The organism is Kitasatospora sp. NPDC058243, assembly GCF_042882025.1.
Classification (GTDB): Bacteria; Actinomycetota; Actinomycetes; order Streptomycetales; family Streptomycetaceae; genus Kitasatospora.
In genome coordinates, this window is record NZ_JBHVWW010000021.1 from 64,877 (window position 1) to 81,695 (window position 16,819).

Below are 16,819 nucleotides of genomic sequence, written 5' to 3' on the forward strand. Positions count from 1 at the left end.
CCAGAGCGGATCGGTGTCCTCACCGCCCCTTCGAGGGGTACCAACGTGCTGTCCTGAGCTGGTACGGGGAGGGTGAATCCGAGTCCTCACCGCCCCTTTGAGGGGTACCAACGTGCTGTCCTGAGCTGGTACGGGGAGGGTGAATCCGAGTCCTCACCGCCCCTTTGAGGGGTACCAACGTGGCGGCCGGCACCGGGCGCCCGCAGTCGACCAGCGTCCTCACCGCCCCTTCGAGGGGTACCAACGCCAGTTCGACCGCGCCTGTGCGGGCGCCGAGCAGGGTCCTCATCGCCCCTTCGAGGGGCAGTGTTGTCTGCGGGGCGTGGCAGGATGGGTGCGCTCTTTGACATTGGAACAGCACGCCCCGATGCGGTGCCGAGGAGCCTGTCCTCGTTGATGTCCTTCGGCCTGGCCGGCAGGGACTGTCGGAGGTGGTTTCAGCGCCACGCCGGGTTCCGCAGCACTACCGGGGGTCTGCTGAAGAATCGGGCTCTCAACGCGGCACTATCCGGCCAGTCACCTGCGGCTTTACCGTGGGGTCCTCACCGCCCCTTCGAGGGGTACCAACAACCGGTGGGGCCGGCCCTCCGCGAGCCCTTCGAGTCCTCACCGCCCCTTCGAGGGGTACCAACGGCTTCGGGCCGGCGGGGGTCACCGGGCGGCCTGCGGGTCCTCACCGCCCCTTCGAGGGGTACCAACATGAGGGTGTCCGGGCGGTGCGGTGCCCACTGCCCGGTCCTCACCGCCCCTTCGAGGGGTACCAACGCGAACGGGTCGCCGGCCGTCGGCGCCTTCGTCCGGTCCTCACCGCCCCTTCGAGGGGTACCAACAGCGGACAGCAGTACCGGTTCGGCCGGATCGCCGCCGTCCTCGCCGCCCCTTCAAGGGGCACCAACCGGCCTACCGCGAGCGGGAGTTCGGCGTGAACGGCGTGTCCTCACCGCCCCTTCGAGGGGTACCAACGCGAACGGGTCGCCGGCCGTCGGCGCCTTCGTCCGGTCCTCACCGCCCCTTCGAGGGGTGCCAACATGATGATGCGCTCGGGCGGATAGGTCGTCACGTGCTGTCCTCACCGCCCCTTCGAGGGGTACCAACAGCCTGCAGCGCGCCACCCACGACAACATGGACACCGTCCTCATCGCCCCTTCGAGGGGTACCAACGCGCCCCCGGTCACGGCGGCGGCACGGTCATCCCGCCGTCCTCACCGCCCCTTCGAGGGGTACCAACACTCCACGGCGGGGTGCCGCGCGTTCAGGGGCCCGTCCTCATCGCCCCTTCGAGGGGTACCAACTGGGCGAAGCCGGCCTGGCCGGTCCAGGCGACAGCCAGTCCTCATCGCCCCTTCGAGGGGTACCAACTGGTACTCCCGGCTCAGCAGGATCGCTGGAGCCGTCCGCATCGCCCCTTCGAGGGGTAGCAACTAGGCGGCCGACCAGCGGGCGGACCCGATGCCGAACTGTCCTCATCGCCCCTTCGAGGGGTACCAACGCGGAGTTGGCGGTGGCGGTCACGGGTCTTTCTTGTCGACCCGGCCACACCGGAGTCGTTGGTCCCGCCTTCGGGGGTGCTCAGAAACCTGCGGTGTCGAGTTCGAGGTTCAACGGCGATGGGAGCTGCAGTGGCGTGCCGAAGGGGTGGGGGCCTTCGATCCGCGTGTAGCCGAGCTGGCCCGGCTGGGAGAAGAGGGTCCAGGTGCGTTCCTGGCGGTCGACCAGGAGGTACACGGGAGCGCCGAACTGAGAGTACCGTCGGCGCTTCGCAGTCTGGTCGGTGTCGCCGTTCGACGGCGAGGTCACCTCGACGACGAGCACGGTCTGGTCGGGCAGGAGGGCGCCTTCGGTCTTGGCGAGTTCGGCGGGTACGACGGCGAGGTCGGGAACGTAGTAGTTCGGTGTTCCGGGCAGGTCGAGATTCCCGGAGCCGGCGCGCAGGCCGAGTTCGCGCATGCGGGGCCCGATCTGTTCGCGGATCAGGTCGACGGCGGTCTCGTGGGCCCAGGACGGTGACACGGGGGTGATGACTCCCTCAATGATCTCCACACGGTCACCCGCGATGTGCTGAATCGCGTACTTCAGTGCCTGTTCCGGGTTCGGTACCTGGCTGTAGTCACCCGGGCTGGCATGCGCCGTGTTCACGTGCTGCTCTCCTGTCCGGATCTCAGTCCTCGGCTGGCTCCCGCCGAGTAGGGGCACTCGAGGGTGTGGCAGCACCTAGTAACGTTACTGGGTGCCGTGAGGTGACGTGAACGGCGCACCGGATCGCCGACTGCGCCCGCGCGGGTAGCAACTCCTGGCCGTCGTGCTCCGGTCGCGTGTCCTCATCGCCCCTTCGAGGGGTACCAACGTGGGGCCGCAGGCGGCGTCGAGGACGGCGGCGAGCGTCCTCATCACCCCTTCGAGGGGTAGCAACAGGAGGGCCTCGGCCGCGACGTGGGCACCGATCCCGCGTCCTCACCGCCCCTTCGAGGGGTACCAACGACGCGGTGTCGAGCGGCAAGGTTGGTGGGAGTTGTCCTCATCGCCCCTTCGAGGGGTACCAACCCACGGAGAAGGCCCGCCGCAAGGCCGAGGCCGACCGGTCCTCATCGTCCCTTCGAGGGATACCAACTGGCCGAGCCACAGGCCGTGCAGCAGCGCGTGGGCGGTCCTCATCGCCCCTTCGAGGGGTACCAACGGTGACGGTGCGAGGGCATTTCGGTGGGCAGTCCGTGTCCTCACCGCCCCTTCGAGGGGTACCAACAACGCGGCACCAACCAGGTTCTGGCCGAGCTCGGGTCCTCATCGCCCCTTCGAGGGGTACCAACGCGCACCGCAGCATGGCGAGGATCTCCTCCGCGCTGGTCCTCATCGCCCCTTCGAGGGGTAGCAACAGGAAGGGGTCCGGCGGCATGTCCGGGTCGCCGACGGGTCCTCATCGCCCCTTCGAGGGGCGGTGTTGTCTGCGGGGCGTGGCACGATGGGTGCGCTCTTTGACACTGGAACAGCACGCCCCGATGCGGTGCCGAGGAGCCTGTCCTCATTGATGTCCTTCGGCCTGGCCGGCAGGGACTGTCGGAGGTGGTTTCAGCGCCACGCCGGGTTCCACAGCACTACCGGGGGTCTGCTGAAGAATCGGGCTCTCAACCCGGCACCACCCGGCCAGTCACCTGCGACTTTACCGTGGGGTCCTCACCGCCCCTTCGAGGGGCACCAACTTGACGACGTCGAACAGCCTGCGGCCGTACGGCCTGTCCTCATCGCCCCTTCGAGGGGCACCAACTCGACGACCAGGTTGTCGAGGACGACGACCAGGAGGTCCTCACCGCCCCTTCGAGGGGCACCAACGCCGAGGAGGCCTCTGCGGCCAGCAAGCGATCGGCTGTGTCCTCACCGCCCCTTCGAGGGGCACCAACAACCAGGAGCGGCCCGGGCTGCTATAGCCGACGACATGTCCTCACCGCCCCTTCGAGGGGCACCAACGCGACGGCCTGGACCTGGTTGGTGCGGGCGACGAGGTCCTCACCGCCCCTTCGAGGGGTACCAACTGCCAGAGCGTTCCGGCCAGCGAGGAGAGTGCGGGTCCTCACTGCCCCTTCGAGGGATACCAACGGGCATGGGCCAATTTCGGCGCCGGCTCGCACACCGGTCCTCACCGCCCCTTCGAGGGGTACCAACCCGCCGGGATGTCGCCGGACGAGGTGACCGCGCTGAGTCCTCATCGCCCCTTCGAGGGGTGGCAACAGGACCTGGACGACCGCACCGGCAGCGCGGCCAGCGCGGCTTGGTCCCAGGTGCCGACCGCGACGCCGGCGGCCAGTCCCCGGTGCGGCCCGCGCAGCCACTGTGCGGCCTGGGCCGACACGCAGTTGTCCGCCACCACCTCGTCGCGTCCCGGGTTGTAGTCCTCGTTCAGCCACGCCATCGAGTTCAGCAGCGTCACCGGGGTGCCGACCTCGGCGGCGCGGGCGGTGAACTTCTGTCCGCTCCGCCCGTACGGAGGTGGCCCGGTCGTCACACGGGCCGCCGACTGCGGCGACGCGTCCGCTCCGCCCGAACATCGCACGCCAACGGGCGGCATCTATGCTGCTGTCCGCGGCCGCAACATGATCTTCAGGAGTCCACACAACCCTTGATGATCACGCGGTGGCCGCTCCAGATCTACCGGGTGTGACAGGCTGCTTCAGTCAGTGGGATCCGCGCAGGACGAGGCTAGGGATCGACCGCCCATGCGACATGCCGTCAGCGGGCTGACGTCCGGATGCTCAGCCCATGGCTCCGGCCTGGGAAGGGTGTGATGGACTCGGCCGACGATGTCTCTCCCGGCCTGCGGCTGCGTGGCGATCGAGTTCAACAGGGGGTTGGGGATGGGCGAGGATCCACTCATCACGGCGGTGCGGAGCGGGGAAGAGAACGCGGTCAGAATACTGCTCGAGGACGGGGCGGACCCCGACGTCGTCGACGAGCAGGGCACCCCCGCACTCTGCCTGGCCATCTCAGCGTTCAACTCGACGATCGCCAGCTATCTGGTGGAAGGCGGCGCGGATACAGACCGCCAGCTGCCCGACGGGACCACACCCCTCTTGCGGGCCATCGACAGCGGTTCCATCGGTCTCGTCTTTTCCCTGCTCGGTGACGCAGCGCTGACCAGCGAGGCCACCCGGGTGGAACTGCTGGCACGCGCCCGGCGGTGGCACGAGACGGGCACGGTCGCCATGCTCCGGGAGCGGACCGGCACCTCGGGTGGGGCCGAGCGGGTTCGCATCAGGGACAGGGAATGGACCACCGAGTACCACGAGCTCCGGCTCGGCGGAATGACCGTCCGCGACGGCCACACAGGGATCCTCACGCTCCTCGAGAAGCACTTCGGACTGCGCCTGGGCATTGACGAATTGGCGGCCCGCGCCTGCGCACTCGAATACCCGGACTATGAACACGCCGTCTGGTCGGAGATCGTCAGCACCCTTGCCCGGCGGCAGGACGACGAGACCTGGGAGGCCGCGGCGGCACTGCGGGACCATCCCGATCCCCTGCACCGCCGCCTCGGTGCGGAGGTCCTGGTCTGCCTCCACCTCGAGGCTGACCTGACGAACGTCCCAAGTCCGTTCGAACAGCGCACGCTCGAGCTCCTCCTCGACTGGGCAAAGGAGGAGGGACACCCGGACGTCCTGGCCGAGACCCTGACTGGCCTGAGCCACCATGAGGACCCGAGGATCGAGCCGCTGGGACTCTCATTCCTTGCCCACGCTGCCCCACAGGTCCGTGTCGTGGTGCCTTCGACCCTGAGAATCGTGAACTCGGAGAGGTCTGGGCGGAAGACGTTCACCTCCGAGGGGCTGAACGTCCTGCTTGCACTGGCCCGGGACACCGACTCCTCCGTTCGCCAAGTCGCCGGCTACGGGCTCGCGTACAGCCTGAATCCGGAACCCGCCATCGGGGACACCCTGGCCGGTCTGCTCGATGACGATCACCAGCAGACCCGGAACTGGGCCGTCTATGGACTGGCCGAGCGGGACGATCCGCGCTGTATCGATGGCGCCGACCGGGTGGGATCCGTCGACGAGTACGAGTCGTGGTCCTGGATACTCGGTGCGCCCTCACGGTACGAGCAGCGCCAAAGGGAACGGGAGGCTCAGGCCACAACCGAGTAGCGAACGCTCGCCTCTGTGCTCCGCCCGCGCGGAGGTGACCCGCTGGTCGCCGCCGGAGTCAACACCACTGAGCCGTCCGCTCCGCCCGCGGAGGTGCCCCGAGGTCGGCATTGCCGGAATCGAACTGAATAAATTGGCGCGCTCTGTGGTGGAAAACTGCAGGTCAGTCATCTTGGCCCCGGGCGGGGACACCATGCGGCGTGAAAACAATAGGCTGGCGCTGGCGCCTGGCGTGGTGCCCTGGTCATTCGGCCGGGGGCATCCACGTCCGGGCGAGTTCCGCGACCCAGGTGACGGCCGCGTCAGGGGTCGGCGGGGGCGCTCCGACGACGACGACCTCGGTGATGCCGGCTGCGGCGAGTTCTGGAAGATGCTCCGGGTGGCCGTCACTCAGTGCGACAGCGATGGTGAGTTCACCGGGAGTGCGGCCGAGTCGGGCGCACTCGTCGACGAGGACGGCGATGCGTTCGGGGACGTCGGCGACGGGGATGTTGAAGCCGTACCAGCCGTCGCCGAGTGTGGCCGCGCGGCGCAGGGCGGTGTTGCTGTTGCCGCCGACCACGACCGGGAGTTGGGCGCCGCGCAGCGGCTTTGGGTTGACCCGGATCGCGTCGAAGCGGGTGAACTCCCCGGTGAAGGAGGCGGGGTCCTTGGCCCAGAGGGTGCGCATCGCGGTGAGGTACTCGTCGGTACGGCGTCCGCGTCCGGTGAAGGGGACGCCGAGGGCGGTGAACTCCTCGGCTGACCAGCCCGCTCCGATGCCGAGGCTGAACCGTCCGGCGGAAAGCCTGTCGAGGGTGGCGGCCTGCTTGGCGACCACCACCGGGTTGTGCTCGGGCAGCAGGAGCACGCCGGTGGCGAGCTCGATCCGGCTGGTGACTGCCGCGGCGAAGCTCAGGGCGAGCAGCGGGTCCAGCCAGTCCGCGTCCGCGGGCACGGCGATCTGGCCGTCCGCGGAGTAGGGGTAACGGGACGCGGGCGTGTCCACGAGCACCACATGCTCACCGCACCACAGCCTGGCGAAGCCATGCGCCTCCGCTGCGGTGGCGACGGCCGCGATCACTTCAGGGCGGGCACCGTTACCGATGCCGAGCGCGTGCAGTCCTACCCGCATTCCCTACCTCCTGAGGCCACCCTAAGCACCAGGCGCGGACGCACGGTGGCATGGCGCGCCACGGGCGTAGGGACAAGGCATGCCGCGTAGGCGAGCAAGGCCACCGCACCTCCCGGGCTGCGCTGCCATCAGCCCCGCCCGCGCGGAGGTGACCCGGTGCTCCCGCTGCGCCGCCGGTAGACCCGCGCGTCCGCTCCGCCCGCGCGGAGAGTCGGACGGACGGCGAGCACCAGAGCGTCGTTCTCCGTCAGCGCGGAGGCGGCCGGGATGTTCCCGACGACGTGAGCGGTCAGCTGCCCGGCTTCACCCGCAGCCTCAGGCGGGTCCCGGACGAAGGGAAGTGGTCAGGGGGGATCGGAGGACCTCACCCAGGACTCCACCCGCCGGTACATGTTCGCGTGCTGGCGGGTGGCCTCGCAGAGCGCCGTCGCCGTCACCCGCCACCGGGAGGACAGGGCATCGCGGAGCCGTAGTTGTGGAGCTGGTTGATCGCCTGGCACAACGGGGTGCGCTCGCCTTCCGGGAACAAGTGGCGCAGCCCCGCGTCGATGCTCTTCTTCCCGGCGGCGATCCTGACGACGCCTTCCAGCATATTGACGGCCAAGGATGACGGCCTGGCCGTCGCCGCCGGCCTTCCGGGCGGCCAGGGCTTCGGCCCAGTTCGCGTCGGCCGTCGCGTACTTCCCGGTGAGCAAAGCCAACGGGCAGGAGATTGGAGGCCAGGGCGATGGCCACGCCCAGGCCAGCGAAGATGCCGCAGGCTCCGAATACCGGGGCGGCGCACCAGGCCCCGATGGCGGCACCGACCAGCGGGTAGCCGAGGGGGGCGATACCGACCATGGTGAGCATGACGACGGAGGTGACCCGGCCGGGATAGGCCGGGTCCGCCGCGGTTTGTATGAGGGCGTTGTTCAGACTGCCGAAGACGCCCGCACACAGTCCGATGACCGCAGCCAGCACCGCGGCGAGCCACAGGGCCGGCACCAGCGCGATGGTGGCCGCGCCCGCGCAGCCCACGAGCAGTGTCCCGGTCAGCATCAGGCCGGCACGGGGCAGCCATCCCGCGACAACAAGCAGTGAGGCGCTGGCCGCAGCTGGCCGCAGCTCCTGCACTGAAGCTGCTGGCGATCCAGCCGTAGCCGATCAGATCTGCCGGTCCGGGTCGGAGAAGGTCAGACCGCCGACGGCGCGCAGGCGCCGGGCCGGGGAGGGGACGGGCGTGGTCTCGCCGGGCGGCTGGCGGAAGTTCGCGCCCTGCTCCACCGGCAACAGCCGGCGCCCACCGGACTGGGCGGGCACGGGAGCGTCGGTGGCGGGCTCGGAGAAGGCAGGCAGGCCAAGGTTGCGACGGTCAGGGGTCATGATCACAGTCTCGCAGCCCGAACAGAGGCGGGGAACGCCGCCCGGTAGCGCGAGAGCGAGAGAGAGGCGGGTCAGCGCCGTCTGGACGCCCGGCGGGCCCAGATCCGCGGGCTGGACGAGGTCAGCCGGGAGCGGCACCGGTTCCAGGCGATGAAGGCCGAGGCCGCGGTACGCGGCACCGCGGCGGCGACCGCGGCCCGGGAGGAGACCGTGGGCCGTCCGCGGGTGGCACGGGCGATCGCCCACCTCGCGCAGGCACACGGCATCACGGCGACGGCCGGGTGGAGCCTGGACGATCCGCGCCGGGCGGGCGGGGTGGCGCTGCTGGGCGGGGAGGGCGCGCCGGTCGCGGTCCTCAACCCGCAGCGCGCGCTGACCCGCGGCCAGGCCCACCTGCTGCCGGCCAGGCGCACCTGCTGCCGGCCGGGCTGACCGAATGGGCCGCCCCCACCGGTAGCGAAATCCGCGTACGGGGTGGGGGAGGCTCGATGGGGGTTTGGTGGAGTTCGTCAGGAGGTGTGCACTCGGCGTGACTTGGCGCTCCCGGCGGCGCCGCCGCCCGGGGCTTGGCGGGAGAGCGACAGTGCGGGCAGCAGGGCGAGCGCGAGCAGGGCGACGGCCCAGCCGTAGGTGTCCCGGAAGGCGTCCGCGAGGCCGGGGGCGAGCGCGGCCCGCGCGGCGCCGTCCAGGCCCTGCACGGTGGCCAGTGCGCCGCCGGCTTCCCCGCCGGCGACCGTGGTCGGCAGCCGGTCGGCCATGGCCCCGGTGAGCAGGACGGACATCAGGGCGGTACCGACCGAGCCGGAGACCTGCTGGACGATGGTGACCAGGGTGGTGGCGGCCGGGACCTCGGTCGGGGCGACGCTGCGGGTGGCGGCCGCCATGGCCGGCATCAGCGTCATGCCGATGCCGGTCCCCATCACCGCCAGGGCGGCGATCAGGTGAGGGTACGGGGTGTCGGCGGCGACCTGGACGGTGAAGCCGAGGAAGCCGGCGGCGGCCAGGACGGTGCCGGTGACCACGATCCGGCCGGGGGCGAAGCGGTCGGACAGCCGGCCGGAGAACTGCATGGTGATGCCGGTGGCGAGCGCCTGTGGGATGCCGAGCAGGCCGACGTCGGTGGCGCTTTGGCCGCGCACCAGCTGGTAGTAGAGCGGGAGCAGCAGCATCGAGCCGAAGTAGCCGCAGCCGAACAGGGCGATGGTGGCGGCGGGCCCGGCGAAGGCGCGCCGGGCCAGCAGCCGCAGGTCGATCAGCGGCTCCCCGACGGTCAGCGCCCGGACGACGAAGCCGGCGACCAGGGTCGCGCCGGCCAGGATGGGCAGCAGGCTGCCGGCCGCGGCGAGGTGTCCGTGCCCGGCGCCCAGCCCGTAGATCAGTGCGGCCAGGCCCGGGGAGAGCATCAGCAGGCCGGGCAGGTCCAGCCTGCGGCGGGTGCCGGCGCCGTCGCGGGGCAGCAGCCGGGCGGCGAGGATGAGGGCGAGCGCGCCGAGCGGCAGGTTGACCAGGAAGACCCAGCGCCAGGAGGCCTCGTCGACCAGCCAGCCGCCGAGCACCGGCCCGGCCAGCGGGCCGATCAGGACGGGGATGCCGAGCACGCTCATGGTGCGGCCGGTGCGGGCCGGGTCGCAGGCGCGGACCAGGACGGTCATCCCGACCGGCATCACCATGCCTCCACCCAGGCCCTGAAGGACGCGGAAGGCGATCAGCGAGGGGGCGTCCCAGGCGGCGCCGGCCAGCGCCGAGCCGAGCACGAACAGGGTGAGCGCGGTCAGGTACAGGCGGCGGGTGCCGAACCGTCCGATCGCCCAGGCGGTGACCGGCGTGACGGTGGCGAGCGCCAGGGTATAGCCGGTGGTGACCCACTGGATGGTGGCCAGCGGGGCACCGAAGTCCCCGGCGAGGCGGTTGAGGGCGACGTTGACGATCGTGGTGTCGAGGACGGTCATCAGCGAGCCGAGGACCACAACGGCGGCGACGGCCGCAGTGCGCGGGCCGGGTGCGGCCGCAGTGGCCGTGTCGGTGGTCGTCCCGGCCGTGACCGGCTCGGTGGCGGTGCTCATCTTCGTTTCCCCCCCGGTCGCGGTTCAGACGCCGTACGGGCGGACGGTGCGGGCGTCCCGAAGCGCGTGCGCCCACCAGGTGAGCTGGTCGAGCATGCCCTTGGCGGCGCCGCTCTGGACGGTCGGGTCGACCGGCTCGCCGTCCTCGCCGAAGAGGCCCCAGACGTTGTGGAAGCTGACGGTGTCCCGGACGGTGACGGCGTGCAGCTCGGCGAAGACCAGCCGGAGCTGCTCGACCGCGCGCAGCCCGCCGCCGAGCCCGCCGTAGGAGACGAATCCGACCGGCTTGGCCCGCCACTCGGCGCCGTGCAGGTCGATGGCGTTCTTGAGGGCGGCCGGGAAGCTGTGGTTGTACTCCGGGGTGACCACCACGAAGGCGTCGGCGGCGGCCAGTCGGGGTGAGAGGGCCGCGTGCCGTTCGGCCTGCTCGGCGGTGGGCTCCTCGCCCACGTGAGCCAGCGGGTGCTCGGCCAGGTCGACGACGTCGATGTCGAGGTCCGCGCGCTGCCCGGCGGTGCGGACGAACCAGTCGGCGACGGTGGGCGCGAAGCGGCCCTGCCGGGTGCTGGCGATGATGACGGCGAGGCGGAACGGGGTCTCGGACATGGCTGTCTCCAGGGGTGCGCTGCTGTTCTGTCACCGCCCGTTCGGACGGCATGTCAGGTAAAGTACAACGTGTATGGCAACAAGTACAACGATGACTGCAATTTTTCGAGGCAGCGGCAATGAAGGAGACCCCATGACCAGCCGGCAGGAAACACCGGACCGGCCCCGCCGGGGGCTGGCCGAGAAGCGCCAGGCCATCACCCGGGCCGCCCGCACGATCTTCGGCCGGGACGGCTACACCCGCGCCAGCATCGACGCCATCGCGGCGGAGGCCGGGGTGTCCACCCGCACCATCTACAACCACTTCACCGGCAAGGAACTGCTCTTCCAGACCGTCGTCCGGGAGAGCGCGGCGCAGGTCGCCGACGCCCAGCTGGACATCATCGAGCGCAGGCTCGGAAAGGTCACCGACCTGGAGGCGGACCTCACCGCGTTCGCCCTGGCCTGGGTGACACCGCTGACCGAGTTCGCCGACCACTTCGGGCTGGTGCGCCAGATCAACGCCGAGGCCCGGCACCTGCCGAAGGCCGCCCTGGACGCCTGGCAGGAGGCCGGACCGCGACGGGTGTTCACCGCCCTCGGGCAGCGCTTCGGGGAACTGGCCGAGGACGGGTGGCTCGAGACACCGGACCCGGGGCGGGCGGCCGCACACTTCGTGCTGCTGACCGCGACGGAGGTCACCCAGCGTTCGTACTGGGGCGCATACCCGCTGGACCGGGCGGAGACCGAGGAGATCATCGTCGCCGGCGTCCGGGCCTTCCTGCGCGCCTACGCGGCACCCCGCCGGTGACACTGCCGCACGCCTCGAACGCGGGCCACCGCCCCCGGCCACGCCGGGGGCGGCCTGCGGTCCCGGACCCTGGCCACCACTCCCCTGACTTGATCTCTACCGACTTCGGCCCGTCAGGGTGATGTCGGGGTGATGTCGGGGTGTCGAGGGTCAGGCCGGTGCCGGCTATGAATCCGTCGAGGGTGTCGGTTCGGTACCGGAGTCGCTCGAGTCGGTTGCGGACGAGGGCTTCGAGTCGGTTACGGCCGCATAGCGATCACCCCTGCCACCGACAGACGTCCCGAGCGACGGCCCAGAACCTAAGGAGGGCGCAGGGACGTCGAGTTGGAGCCCTGGCAGTCAGCCGGCCCTCGCCGGTTCCCCCCGGCTCGCGCACGGTGCCGCGGTAGGGCTAGCCCCAGGACGGATACGCCCGCTGGCCGGACTGCGGCACGAGGGCGACCGTACGTAGCGTCGGCGACATGAAATCCACCCACTTAGCAGGCACGCCACGGCCCGTGCTTCGCAGGCTGAACATCGGGACAGTCCTGGCCGTCCTGGCCACCGCCACTGCCACCGCCACCGCCACTGCGACTGCGACTGCGACTGCGACTGCGGCGACGACGGGAGCCGCCTCGGCGGACACGGTGCACCGAAGCGATCGCGGACGGCTCGTCTCCGTCCAGCAGACGACCACCCTGGCCGCGAAGGAGGATGCCGCCGCGGCACTGGCCGCCGCCGGGTATGACACGGGTACGGTCCGGTTCGGAGTGGACGCCTACCGGCTGGTGTACCGCACCGTGGACCCCAGCGGCCGGCCGATCACCGCCAGCGGACTGCTGGTGCTGCCCCGCGGCGGCGAACACGAGCTGCGGACGGTGTCATTCACCCACGGCACGGCCAGTCACCGCTCCGATGCCCCGTCCTCCATGGTCAAGGCCGGATTCGTGTCCTCACCCGCCATCACGTACGCGTCCGCCGGGTTCGCCGCCGTCGCCCCGGACTACATCGGCCTGGGCGCCGGCCCGGGACTCCACCCCTGGATGGACGTGCCGTCGGAGACCACCGCCTCCCTGGACATGCTCCGGGCAGCCCGCGCCTTTGTCCCGCGTACGGGCCGGACACTGGGACACGACGTGCTGGTCACCGGGTTCTCCCAGGGCGCCTCGGCGGCGATGGGACTCGCACGGGCACTCCAGGCCGGCGACGACCCGTGGTTCCGGCTCCAAGCCGTCGCACCGGTCAGCGGCGCCTACGACTTCCAGCACGCCGAACTGCCGGCACTGCTCAACGGCACTCTCGACCCGAAATCAAGCGTGCTGTACACGGCATACCTCCTTGTCGCCTGGAACCGGCTGCACCACCTCTACGACTCCCCCGACGAGGTCTTCCAAGCCCCGTACGACAGCACGGTCGAGACACTGTTCGACGGTTCACACACCGGCCCGCAACTCTTCGCCGGCACACCCGACACCATCGACGCACTGCTCACCCCACACGGCTTCGACATGCTGCGCCACCCAACCGGCCCGCTGGCCAAAGCACTTCGGGTGGCCGACAGCACCTGCGACTGGGCACCACACGTCCCGGTCCGCCTGTACACGGCCGACGCGGACGAACAGGCGGCCAACACCAACACCGACCACTGCGAGGCCACACTGCGATCGCACGGCGTGAACACGACGGTCGTCGACCTCGGCACCCCCGACTTCGCGGGCTCCAGACACCTCGGCTCCAACATCGCCGACACGACGGCCATCGTGCGCTGGTTCAGCCGACTGCGCTGACAACCCGCCGACCCGCCCCCGCCCGCAGGACAGGCCAGCCACCCGCATGCCGGCCACGACCCCGGGGCACACCCACCGGGAACACCCCACCCTGGACCCCGGGTCAGCCCGACCGCGGTCCGGGACGCCCCGAGGCGGCGGCGGGTAAGGCCGCGGACGCTCTGACGGTCGCCGTCGGTGAGGTGGTAAAGGCCAACGCGTTCCAGGGCGGTGTAGAAGGGGCCGGCCTGTGGCAGCGGCCAGATCTCGGTGGACGGCGAGACCACCCCGACGAACCGTCCGGAGAGCCCGAGGCCGAACGCCGGCGGCCGGCGGCTGCACCTCGTCCGCGGACAGCGCGTCACGGTGACCGTGACCGGCTTCGGCGAGGAACCCGACACGGTGGTGGTCAGCCGGGACGCCGCAGCCGGACGCGTCACACTACGCCTGACCGGCGAGCATCTGGAACTCCATCCGGACACACGGACCGCTTCCACCGCGCCCTGGCATGCCGGAACGTGGACAGGACGACACCGGCCCAGACCGACCAGTCAGCGGCCAAGACGCTGGAACAGCTCCACTGTTGTCGGCCCGGCCCTGGGCAGCGGGGTCGGCGGGGGCGGGGACCAGCAGGGCGCGCAGTTGCTCGGCAGCCTGGGCCTGTTCGGCCGGTTTCAGCCCTTCCAGGAAGTCGGCCAGCCGGGTCTGCCAGGTGTGTTCCTGTCGCTGTGCAAGGGCTGCCCGTTCCTGCGGGGCTGCGGCTTCCAGTTCCTGACTGGTCCGGTCGGGGCGTGCCTGGGCGAGGCGTTCGTCCCCGGAACGGGCGAGGCCCAGCAGGCAGGCGATCCGTTCCCGGGTGGCCGCCCACACGCCCGTTCCGGCGGCCTGGACGATCCCGGCGCCCCCAGCCGCGGCCAGCGCGCTCAACGCCTCCGACAGCATTCCCAGCTACCCCCCTGCCCCCGGTGGTCAACCGGACGATGCGGTCGGCGGGTCGGGCGCGGTGGTCCCGGTGCCGGACGCCCGAGACCCCATCGAGCGGGTGGTGCCGCGCGAGCAGCCAACCGGCGCCGTGGCGACGATCACGGCGGCGGCACCGAAGGACGCTGGACCGATGCCTTCGAGGCGGCCCGCGGCCTGGTGACCGCCTTCTGCGCGTTGGGGCGGCTCGCACCGCGCCCGAGGCCGGGCGAGTCCAGGGAAGACAGAGCAGGAATATGACCTGGACCACATATGTCACGACACATATGTCGTGTAATGTGTCCGATATGGGCACTTCAGAGAAGAATCCGACCCTCGTCTTCATCCCCTGCCTCTCCGGCGCCCCGTGGAGCGCCGAACAACTGGCCCCCTACGGCGAGGCGCCCAAACGGATGCTGCGCCTACCCGAGGGCGTCGACGACATCGAGCACTACGCCGACCACCTCGAGAGCGCGATCGCGGACCTGGACGACTACGTGCTGGTCGGCGACTCCTTCGGCGCGAACATCGCCCTCGCACTGGCGACCCGCCGCCCGCCGGGCCTGCGCGCCCTCGTCATGTCCGGCGGCTTCGCGGCCAACCCGGTCGACTCGAAGCCCTGGAAGGCCCTGATGCAGGCGATCGGCAGGGCCCGCGGACCGCTCTACCGGCAGCTGACGCTGCGCGCCCACGCCCACCGCCTCACCTCCCCGTACGACGGCGAGGGCCAGACGCCCTGGAGCCAAGCGCGCAGCCGCGAACTGTTCCTCGCCAACACCCCCGCCACCTCCTTCGGCGCCCGCCTGCGGACCGTTCTCACCGCCGACTACACCGACGCGCTGGACCGGGTCCAGGTCCCGACCCTGATCCTGACCCCCTCCCACGACGTGCTGATCGGCGAGAACGCCTCCAAGGTCATGCTCGCGGGCATCCCCGACGCCCGGGAGGTCGTGCTGCCGCGCACCGGCCACATGTTCCGCTTCTCCCACCCGGTCACCTACGCCACCGCGGTCAACGACTTCCTCGCCACCCTGCCGACCACCCGGCAGGACGCCGATGCGTAAGGCCGAACACCTGCGGTTCGCGATCCTGGCGGCCCAGCGCGAAGGCAACCGGCTGCTGATCCAGGCCCTCAAACCGCACGGCATCACCCCGTCACAGGCCGAGGTGCTGCGCCTGCTCCAGCAGCACGGCACCTTGAGCCTCAACGGGCTCGGGCAGCTCCTGGTGTGCGAAAGCGGCACCAACCCCAGCCGGCTCCTCGAACGCGTCGTCGCGGCTGGACTGGTCGAACGCCGCACCGACACCGCGGACCGCCGCTACCTCCAGCTCAGCCTCACCCCCGAAGGCGAACGCCTGGCCACCACCGTCGCCGGGATCGAGGAATCCCTCTACGCCGCGATGGACACCGCCTGCCAGGACCTGGACACCGACGCGATGCTCACGTTCCTGCACAACTTCATCGACCCCCTGCCCTCGGGCGAGGCCCTCAACAAACGCCTCGCCCTCGACTGACACCCCACCCCCACCCGACACCACGGCCCGCACGGGCCCGCACGGGACCGGCCGACCACGCACCGGAAAAGGGAACGACCATACGGCCCGAAAACACCCTGACCATCGACGCACACGCCACGCGTTGAACGACAGTATCGGGCCCGCCTGCCCGAGGCTGCGACGAAGTGACAAGTAGACAGCGGCGCTCCGCCCACGCTCGCGGTTTCCCTCTCGCCAGCGCGCACGGGACGCAGGCCGCGCGCGCTGTCCGGTGCGCATCTCGGGCGCCGCGGCGGCACGTCTCGAAGTGATGGAATATCAGTCGTCCTGCCGCCCGCCGACCGACGCCTCTGCGCCCCGCCAAGCAACCAAATGACCTGGTATCCATGGGACATGACAGATTGGAAAGAAGATCGGATCGCTGCGGCCGAGCGTGCTGAGAACCCCACGGTGCTGGCCCGGATGCGGACCGGCTGGGCTGTGATCGGCGACACGCAGCACCTTCCCGGGTACTGCCTGCTGCTGTACGCGGGCGCTGCGAACCACCTGACGGATCTGCCCCGGGACGAGCGGTCCCGCTTCCTGCTCGACCTCTCTCTCCTGGGGGAGGCTGTCGAGGCTTCGTGTGGCAGGCGGGACCAGGCCTTCCGTCGGCTGAACTACGAGGTGCTCGGGAACTCGTGGGAGCACCTCCACGGTCACATCCACCCGCGCTACGAGTGGGAGCCGCCGCGCCTTCTCCACAGCCCGGTGTGGTGTTACGGAGATGAGCGGACTGCCCCGAAACACCGTTTGGGTCCGCAGCATGAGGAACTGCGTACGGAGATCGCCCACGCCTTGACGGGCATTCTTTCCAAGGCCTACGAGCAGGCGTAGCCCAAGCAGGCCGAATGGCCGGAGACAAGTCCGCCACCGAGACTCTGATCCGCACGGTTCGGCCGAGCACTGCCGACTGAACGCCGACCCATGAGGAGCCGGCACGACTTTGAGACTGGGATCGCCTGACACGGAGTGGGACGACCCGGAGGTGTGCAGGTCAGGGCCTCGCCGGCTGA

14 protein-coding genes, 1 pseudogene and 3 CRISPR repeat arrays (1 of these 18 only partly in view) are annotated in these 16,819 nt (G+C 70.6%); of the genes and pseudogenes, 7 read left to right on the top strand and 8 right to left on the bottom strand.

Annotated elements, in window-relative coordinates; genetic code table 11:
• Positions 1-311: a CRISPR direct-repeat array (repeat unit 30 nt; unit sequence GTCCTCACCGCCCCTTCGAGGGGTACCAAC); it begins 1,166 nt to the left of the window's first position.
• 227 nt (positions 312-538) lie between these two features.
• Positions 539-1,489: direct repeats of the CRISPR family, unit length 30 nt; unit sequence GTCCTCACCGCCCCTTCGAGGGGTACCAAC.
• 80 nt (positions 1,490-1,569) lie between these two features.
• The gene (locus tag ACFVX9_RS16590) at positions 1,570-2,136 is read right to left on the bottom strand and encodes a Uma2 family endonuclease (RefSeq protein ID WP_387982191.1); all 567 of its coding nucleotides are present in this window, start codon (positions 2,134-2,136) and stop codon (positions 1,570-1,572) included.
• A gap of 1,028 nt (positions 2,137-3,164) precedes the next feature.
• Positions 3,165-3,720: direct repeats of the CRISPR family, unit length 30 nt; unit sequence GTCCTCACCGCCCCTTCGAGGGGCACCAAC.
• A 593-nt stretch (positions 3,721-4,313) separates the two neighbouring features.
• Here ACFVX9_RS16590 and ACFVX9_RS16595 point away from each other — a divergent pair.
• Entirely contained in the window at positions 4,314-5,627 is a 1,314-nt protein-coding gene (locus ACFVX9_RS16595) for an ankyrin repeat domain-containing protein (protein ID WP_387982193.1), read from the top strand.
• 244 nt (positions 5,628-5,871) lie between these two features.
• On the opposite strand, the gene ACFVX9_RS16600 is transcribed toward ACFVX9_RS16595, so the two are convergent.
• From ACFVX9_RS16600 to ACFVX9_RS16615, 4 genes and pseudogenes are all read right to left on the bottom strand, one after another.
• Positions 5,872-6,741: an LLM class F420-dependent oxidoreductase gene (locus tag ACFVX9_RS16600; RefSeq protein WP_387982195.1), complete on the bottom strand. Its 870-nt coding sequence runs from the start codon at positions 6,739-6,741 to the stop codon at positions 5,872-5,874.
• A gap of 433 nt (positions 6,742-7,174) precedes the next feature.
• Entirely contained in the window at positions 7,175-7,345 is a 171-nt protein-coding gene (locus tag ACFVX9_RS16605; protein WP_387982196.1) for a hypothetical protein, read from the bottom strand.
• A 107-nt stretch (positions 7,346-7,452) separates the two neighbouring features.
• A pseudogene (locus tag ACFVX9_RS16610) lies at positions 7,453-7,882 on the bottom strand (MFS transporter); the annotation flags it as partial.
• A gap of 2 nt (positions 7,883-7,884) precedes the next feature.
• Positions 7,885-8,103, bottom strand: coding sequence for a hypothetical protein (locus tag ACFVX9_RS16615; RefSeq protein ID WP_063352833.1), 219 nt, complete (start codon positions 8,101-8,103; stop codon positions 7,885-7,887).
• A gap of 150 nt (positions 8,104-8,253) precedes the next feature.
• Between ACFVX9_RS16615 and ACFVX9_RS16620 the strand changes: the two genes are divergently transcribed.
• Positions 8,254-8,535: a hypothetical protein gene (locus tag ACFVX9_RS16620; RefSeq protein ID WP_380486432.1), complete on the top strand. Its 282-nt coding sequence runs from the start codon at positions 8,254-8,256 to the stop codon at positions 8,533-8,535.
• Positions 8,536-8,612: 77 nt separating this feature from the next.
• Here ACFVX9_RS16620 and ACFVX9_RS16625 read toward each other — a convergent pair whose 3' ends face one another.
• Together ACFVX9_RS16625 and ACFVX9_RS16630 are read right to left on the bottom strand one after the other, a co-directional pair.
• The gene (locus tag ACFVX9_RS16625) at positions 8,613-10,166 is read right to left on the bottom strand and encodes a DHA2 family efflux MFS transporter permease subunit (protein WP_387982198.1); all 1,554 of its coding nucleotides are present in this window, start codon (positions 10,164-10,166) and stop codon (positions 8,613-8,615) included.
• 24 nt (positions 10,167-10,190) lie between these two features.
• Complete coding sequence (locus ACFVX9_RS16630) at positions 10,191-10,772, bottom strand: NADPH-dependent FMN reductase (RefSeq protein ID WP_380563368.1); 582 nt, start codon at positions 10,770-10,772, stop codon at positions 10,191-10,193.
• Between the two features lie 133 nt (positions 10,773-10,905).
• Here ACFVX9_RS16630 and ACFVX9_RS16635 point away from each other — a divergent pair, with 133 nt between their 5' ends.
• Both ACFVX9_RS16635 and ACFVX9_RS16640 read left to right on the top strand, forming a co-directional pair.
• Positions 10,906-11,562, top strand: a complete 657-nt coding sequence (locus tag ACFVX9_RS16635; protein WP_380563370.1) for a TetR/AcrR family transcriptional regulator — start codon at positions 10,906-10,908, stop codon at positions 11,560-11,562.
• Between the two features lie 626 nt (positions 11,563-12,188).
• Positions 12,189-13,328 carry a lipase gene (locus ACFVX9_RS16640; protein WP_387982200.1) on the top strand — a complete coding sequence of 380 codons (1,140 nt, stop codon included), beginning with the start codon at positions 12,189-12,191 and terminating at the stop codon, positions 13,326-13,328.
• Between the two features lie 420 nt (positions 13,329-13,748).
• On the opposite strand, the gene ACFVX9_RS16645 is transcribed toward ACFVX9_RS16640, so the two are convergent.
• Positions 13,749-14,249, bottom strand: a complete 501-nt coding sequence (locus ACFVX9_RS16645; protein ID WP_387982201.1) for a hypothetical protein — start codon at positions 14,247-14,249, stop codon at positions 13,749-13,751.
• Between the two features lie 326 nt (positions 14,250-14,575).
• Here ACFVX9_RS16645 and ACFVX9_RS16650 point away from each other — a divergent pair, with 326 nt between their 5' ends.
• From ACFVX9_RS16650 to ACFVX9_RS16660, 3 genes are all read left to right on the top strand, one after another.
• On the top strand, positions 14,576-15,331 hold the full coding sequence (locus ACFVX9_RS16650) for an alpha/beta fold hydrolase (RefSeq protein WP_387982203.1): 756 nt from the start codon (positions 14,576-14,578) through the stop codon (positions 15,329-15,331).
• Positions 15,324-15,782: a MarR family winged helix-turn-helix transcriptional regulator gene (locus ACFVX9_RS16655; protein WP_387982205.1), complete on the top strand. Its 459-nt coding sequence runs from the start codon at positions 15,324-15,326 to the stop codon at positions 15,780-15,782. The genes ACFVX9_RS16650 and ACFVX9_RS16655 overlap by 8 nt, the downstream gene beginning before the upstream one ends.
• A 375-nt stretch (positions 15,783-16,157) precedes the next feature.
• Positions 16,158-16,640 carry an HIT family protein gene (locus tag ACFVX9_RS16660; RefSeq protein WP_387982206.1) on the top strand — a complete coding sequence of 161 codons (483 nt, stop codon included), beginning with the start codon at positions 16,158-16,160 and terminating at the stop codon, positions 16,638-16,640.
• The last annotated feature ends 179 nt before the right edge of the window (positions 16,641-16,819 follow it).

What these genes read in the sequence shown, in the direction of transcription:
- ACFVX9_RS16620 (WP_380486432.1), top strand. Translation starts at nt 8,254, where the DNA reads ATGAAGGCCGAGGCCGCGGTACGCGGCACCGCGGCGGCGACCGCGGCC.
- ACFVX9_RS16645 (WP_387982201.1), bottom strand. Translation starts at nt 14,249, where the DNA reads ATGCTGTCGGAGGCGTTGAGCGCGCTGGCCGCGGCTGGGGGCGCCGGG.
- ACFVX9_RS16650 (WP_387982203.1), top strand. Translation starts at nt 14,576, where the DNA reads ATGGGCACTTCAGAGAAGAATCCGACCCTCGTCTTCATCCCCTGCCTC.
- ACFVX9_RS16655 (WP_387982205.1), top strand. Translation starts at nt 15,324, where the DNA reads ATGCGTAAGGCCGAACACCTGCGGTTCGCGATCCTGGCGGCCCAGCGC.
- ACFVX9_RS16600 (WP_387982195.1), bottom strand. Translation starts at nt 6,741, where the DNA reads ATGCGGGTAGGACTGCACGCGCTCGGCATCGGTAACGGTGCCCGCCCT.
- ACFVX9_RS16615 (WP_063352833.1), bottom strand. Translation starts at nt 8,103, where the DNA reads ATGACCCCTGACCGTCGCAACCTTGGCCTGCCTGCCTTCTCCGAGCCC.
- ACFVX9_RS16625 (WP_387982198.1), bottom strand. Translation starts at nt 10,166, where the DNA reads ATGAGCACCGCCACCGAGCCGGTCACGGCCGGGACGACCACCGACACG.
- ACFVX9_RS16630 (WP_380563368.1), bottom strand. Translation starts at nt 10,772, where the DNA reads ATGTCCGAGACCCCGTTCCGCCTCGCCGTCATCATCGCCAGCACCCGG.
- ACFVX9_RS16635 (WP_380563370.1), top strand. Translation starts at nt 10,906, where the DNA reads ATGACCAGCCGGCAGGAAACACCGGACCGGCCCCGCCGGGGGCTGGCC.
- ACFVX9_RS16660 (WP_387982206.1), top strand. Translation starts at nt 16,158, where the DNA reads ATGACAGATTGGAAAGAAGATCGGATCGCTGCGGCCGAGCGTGCTGAG.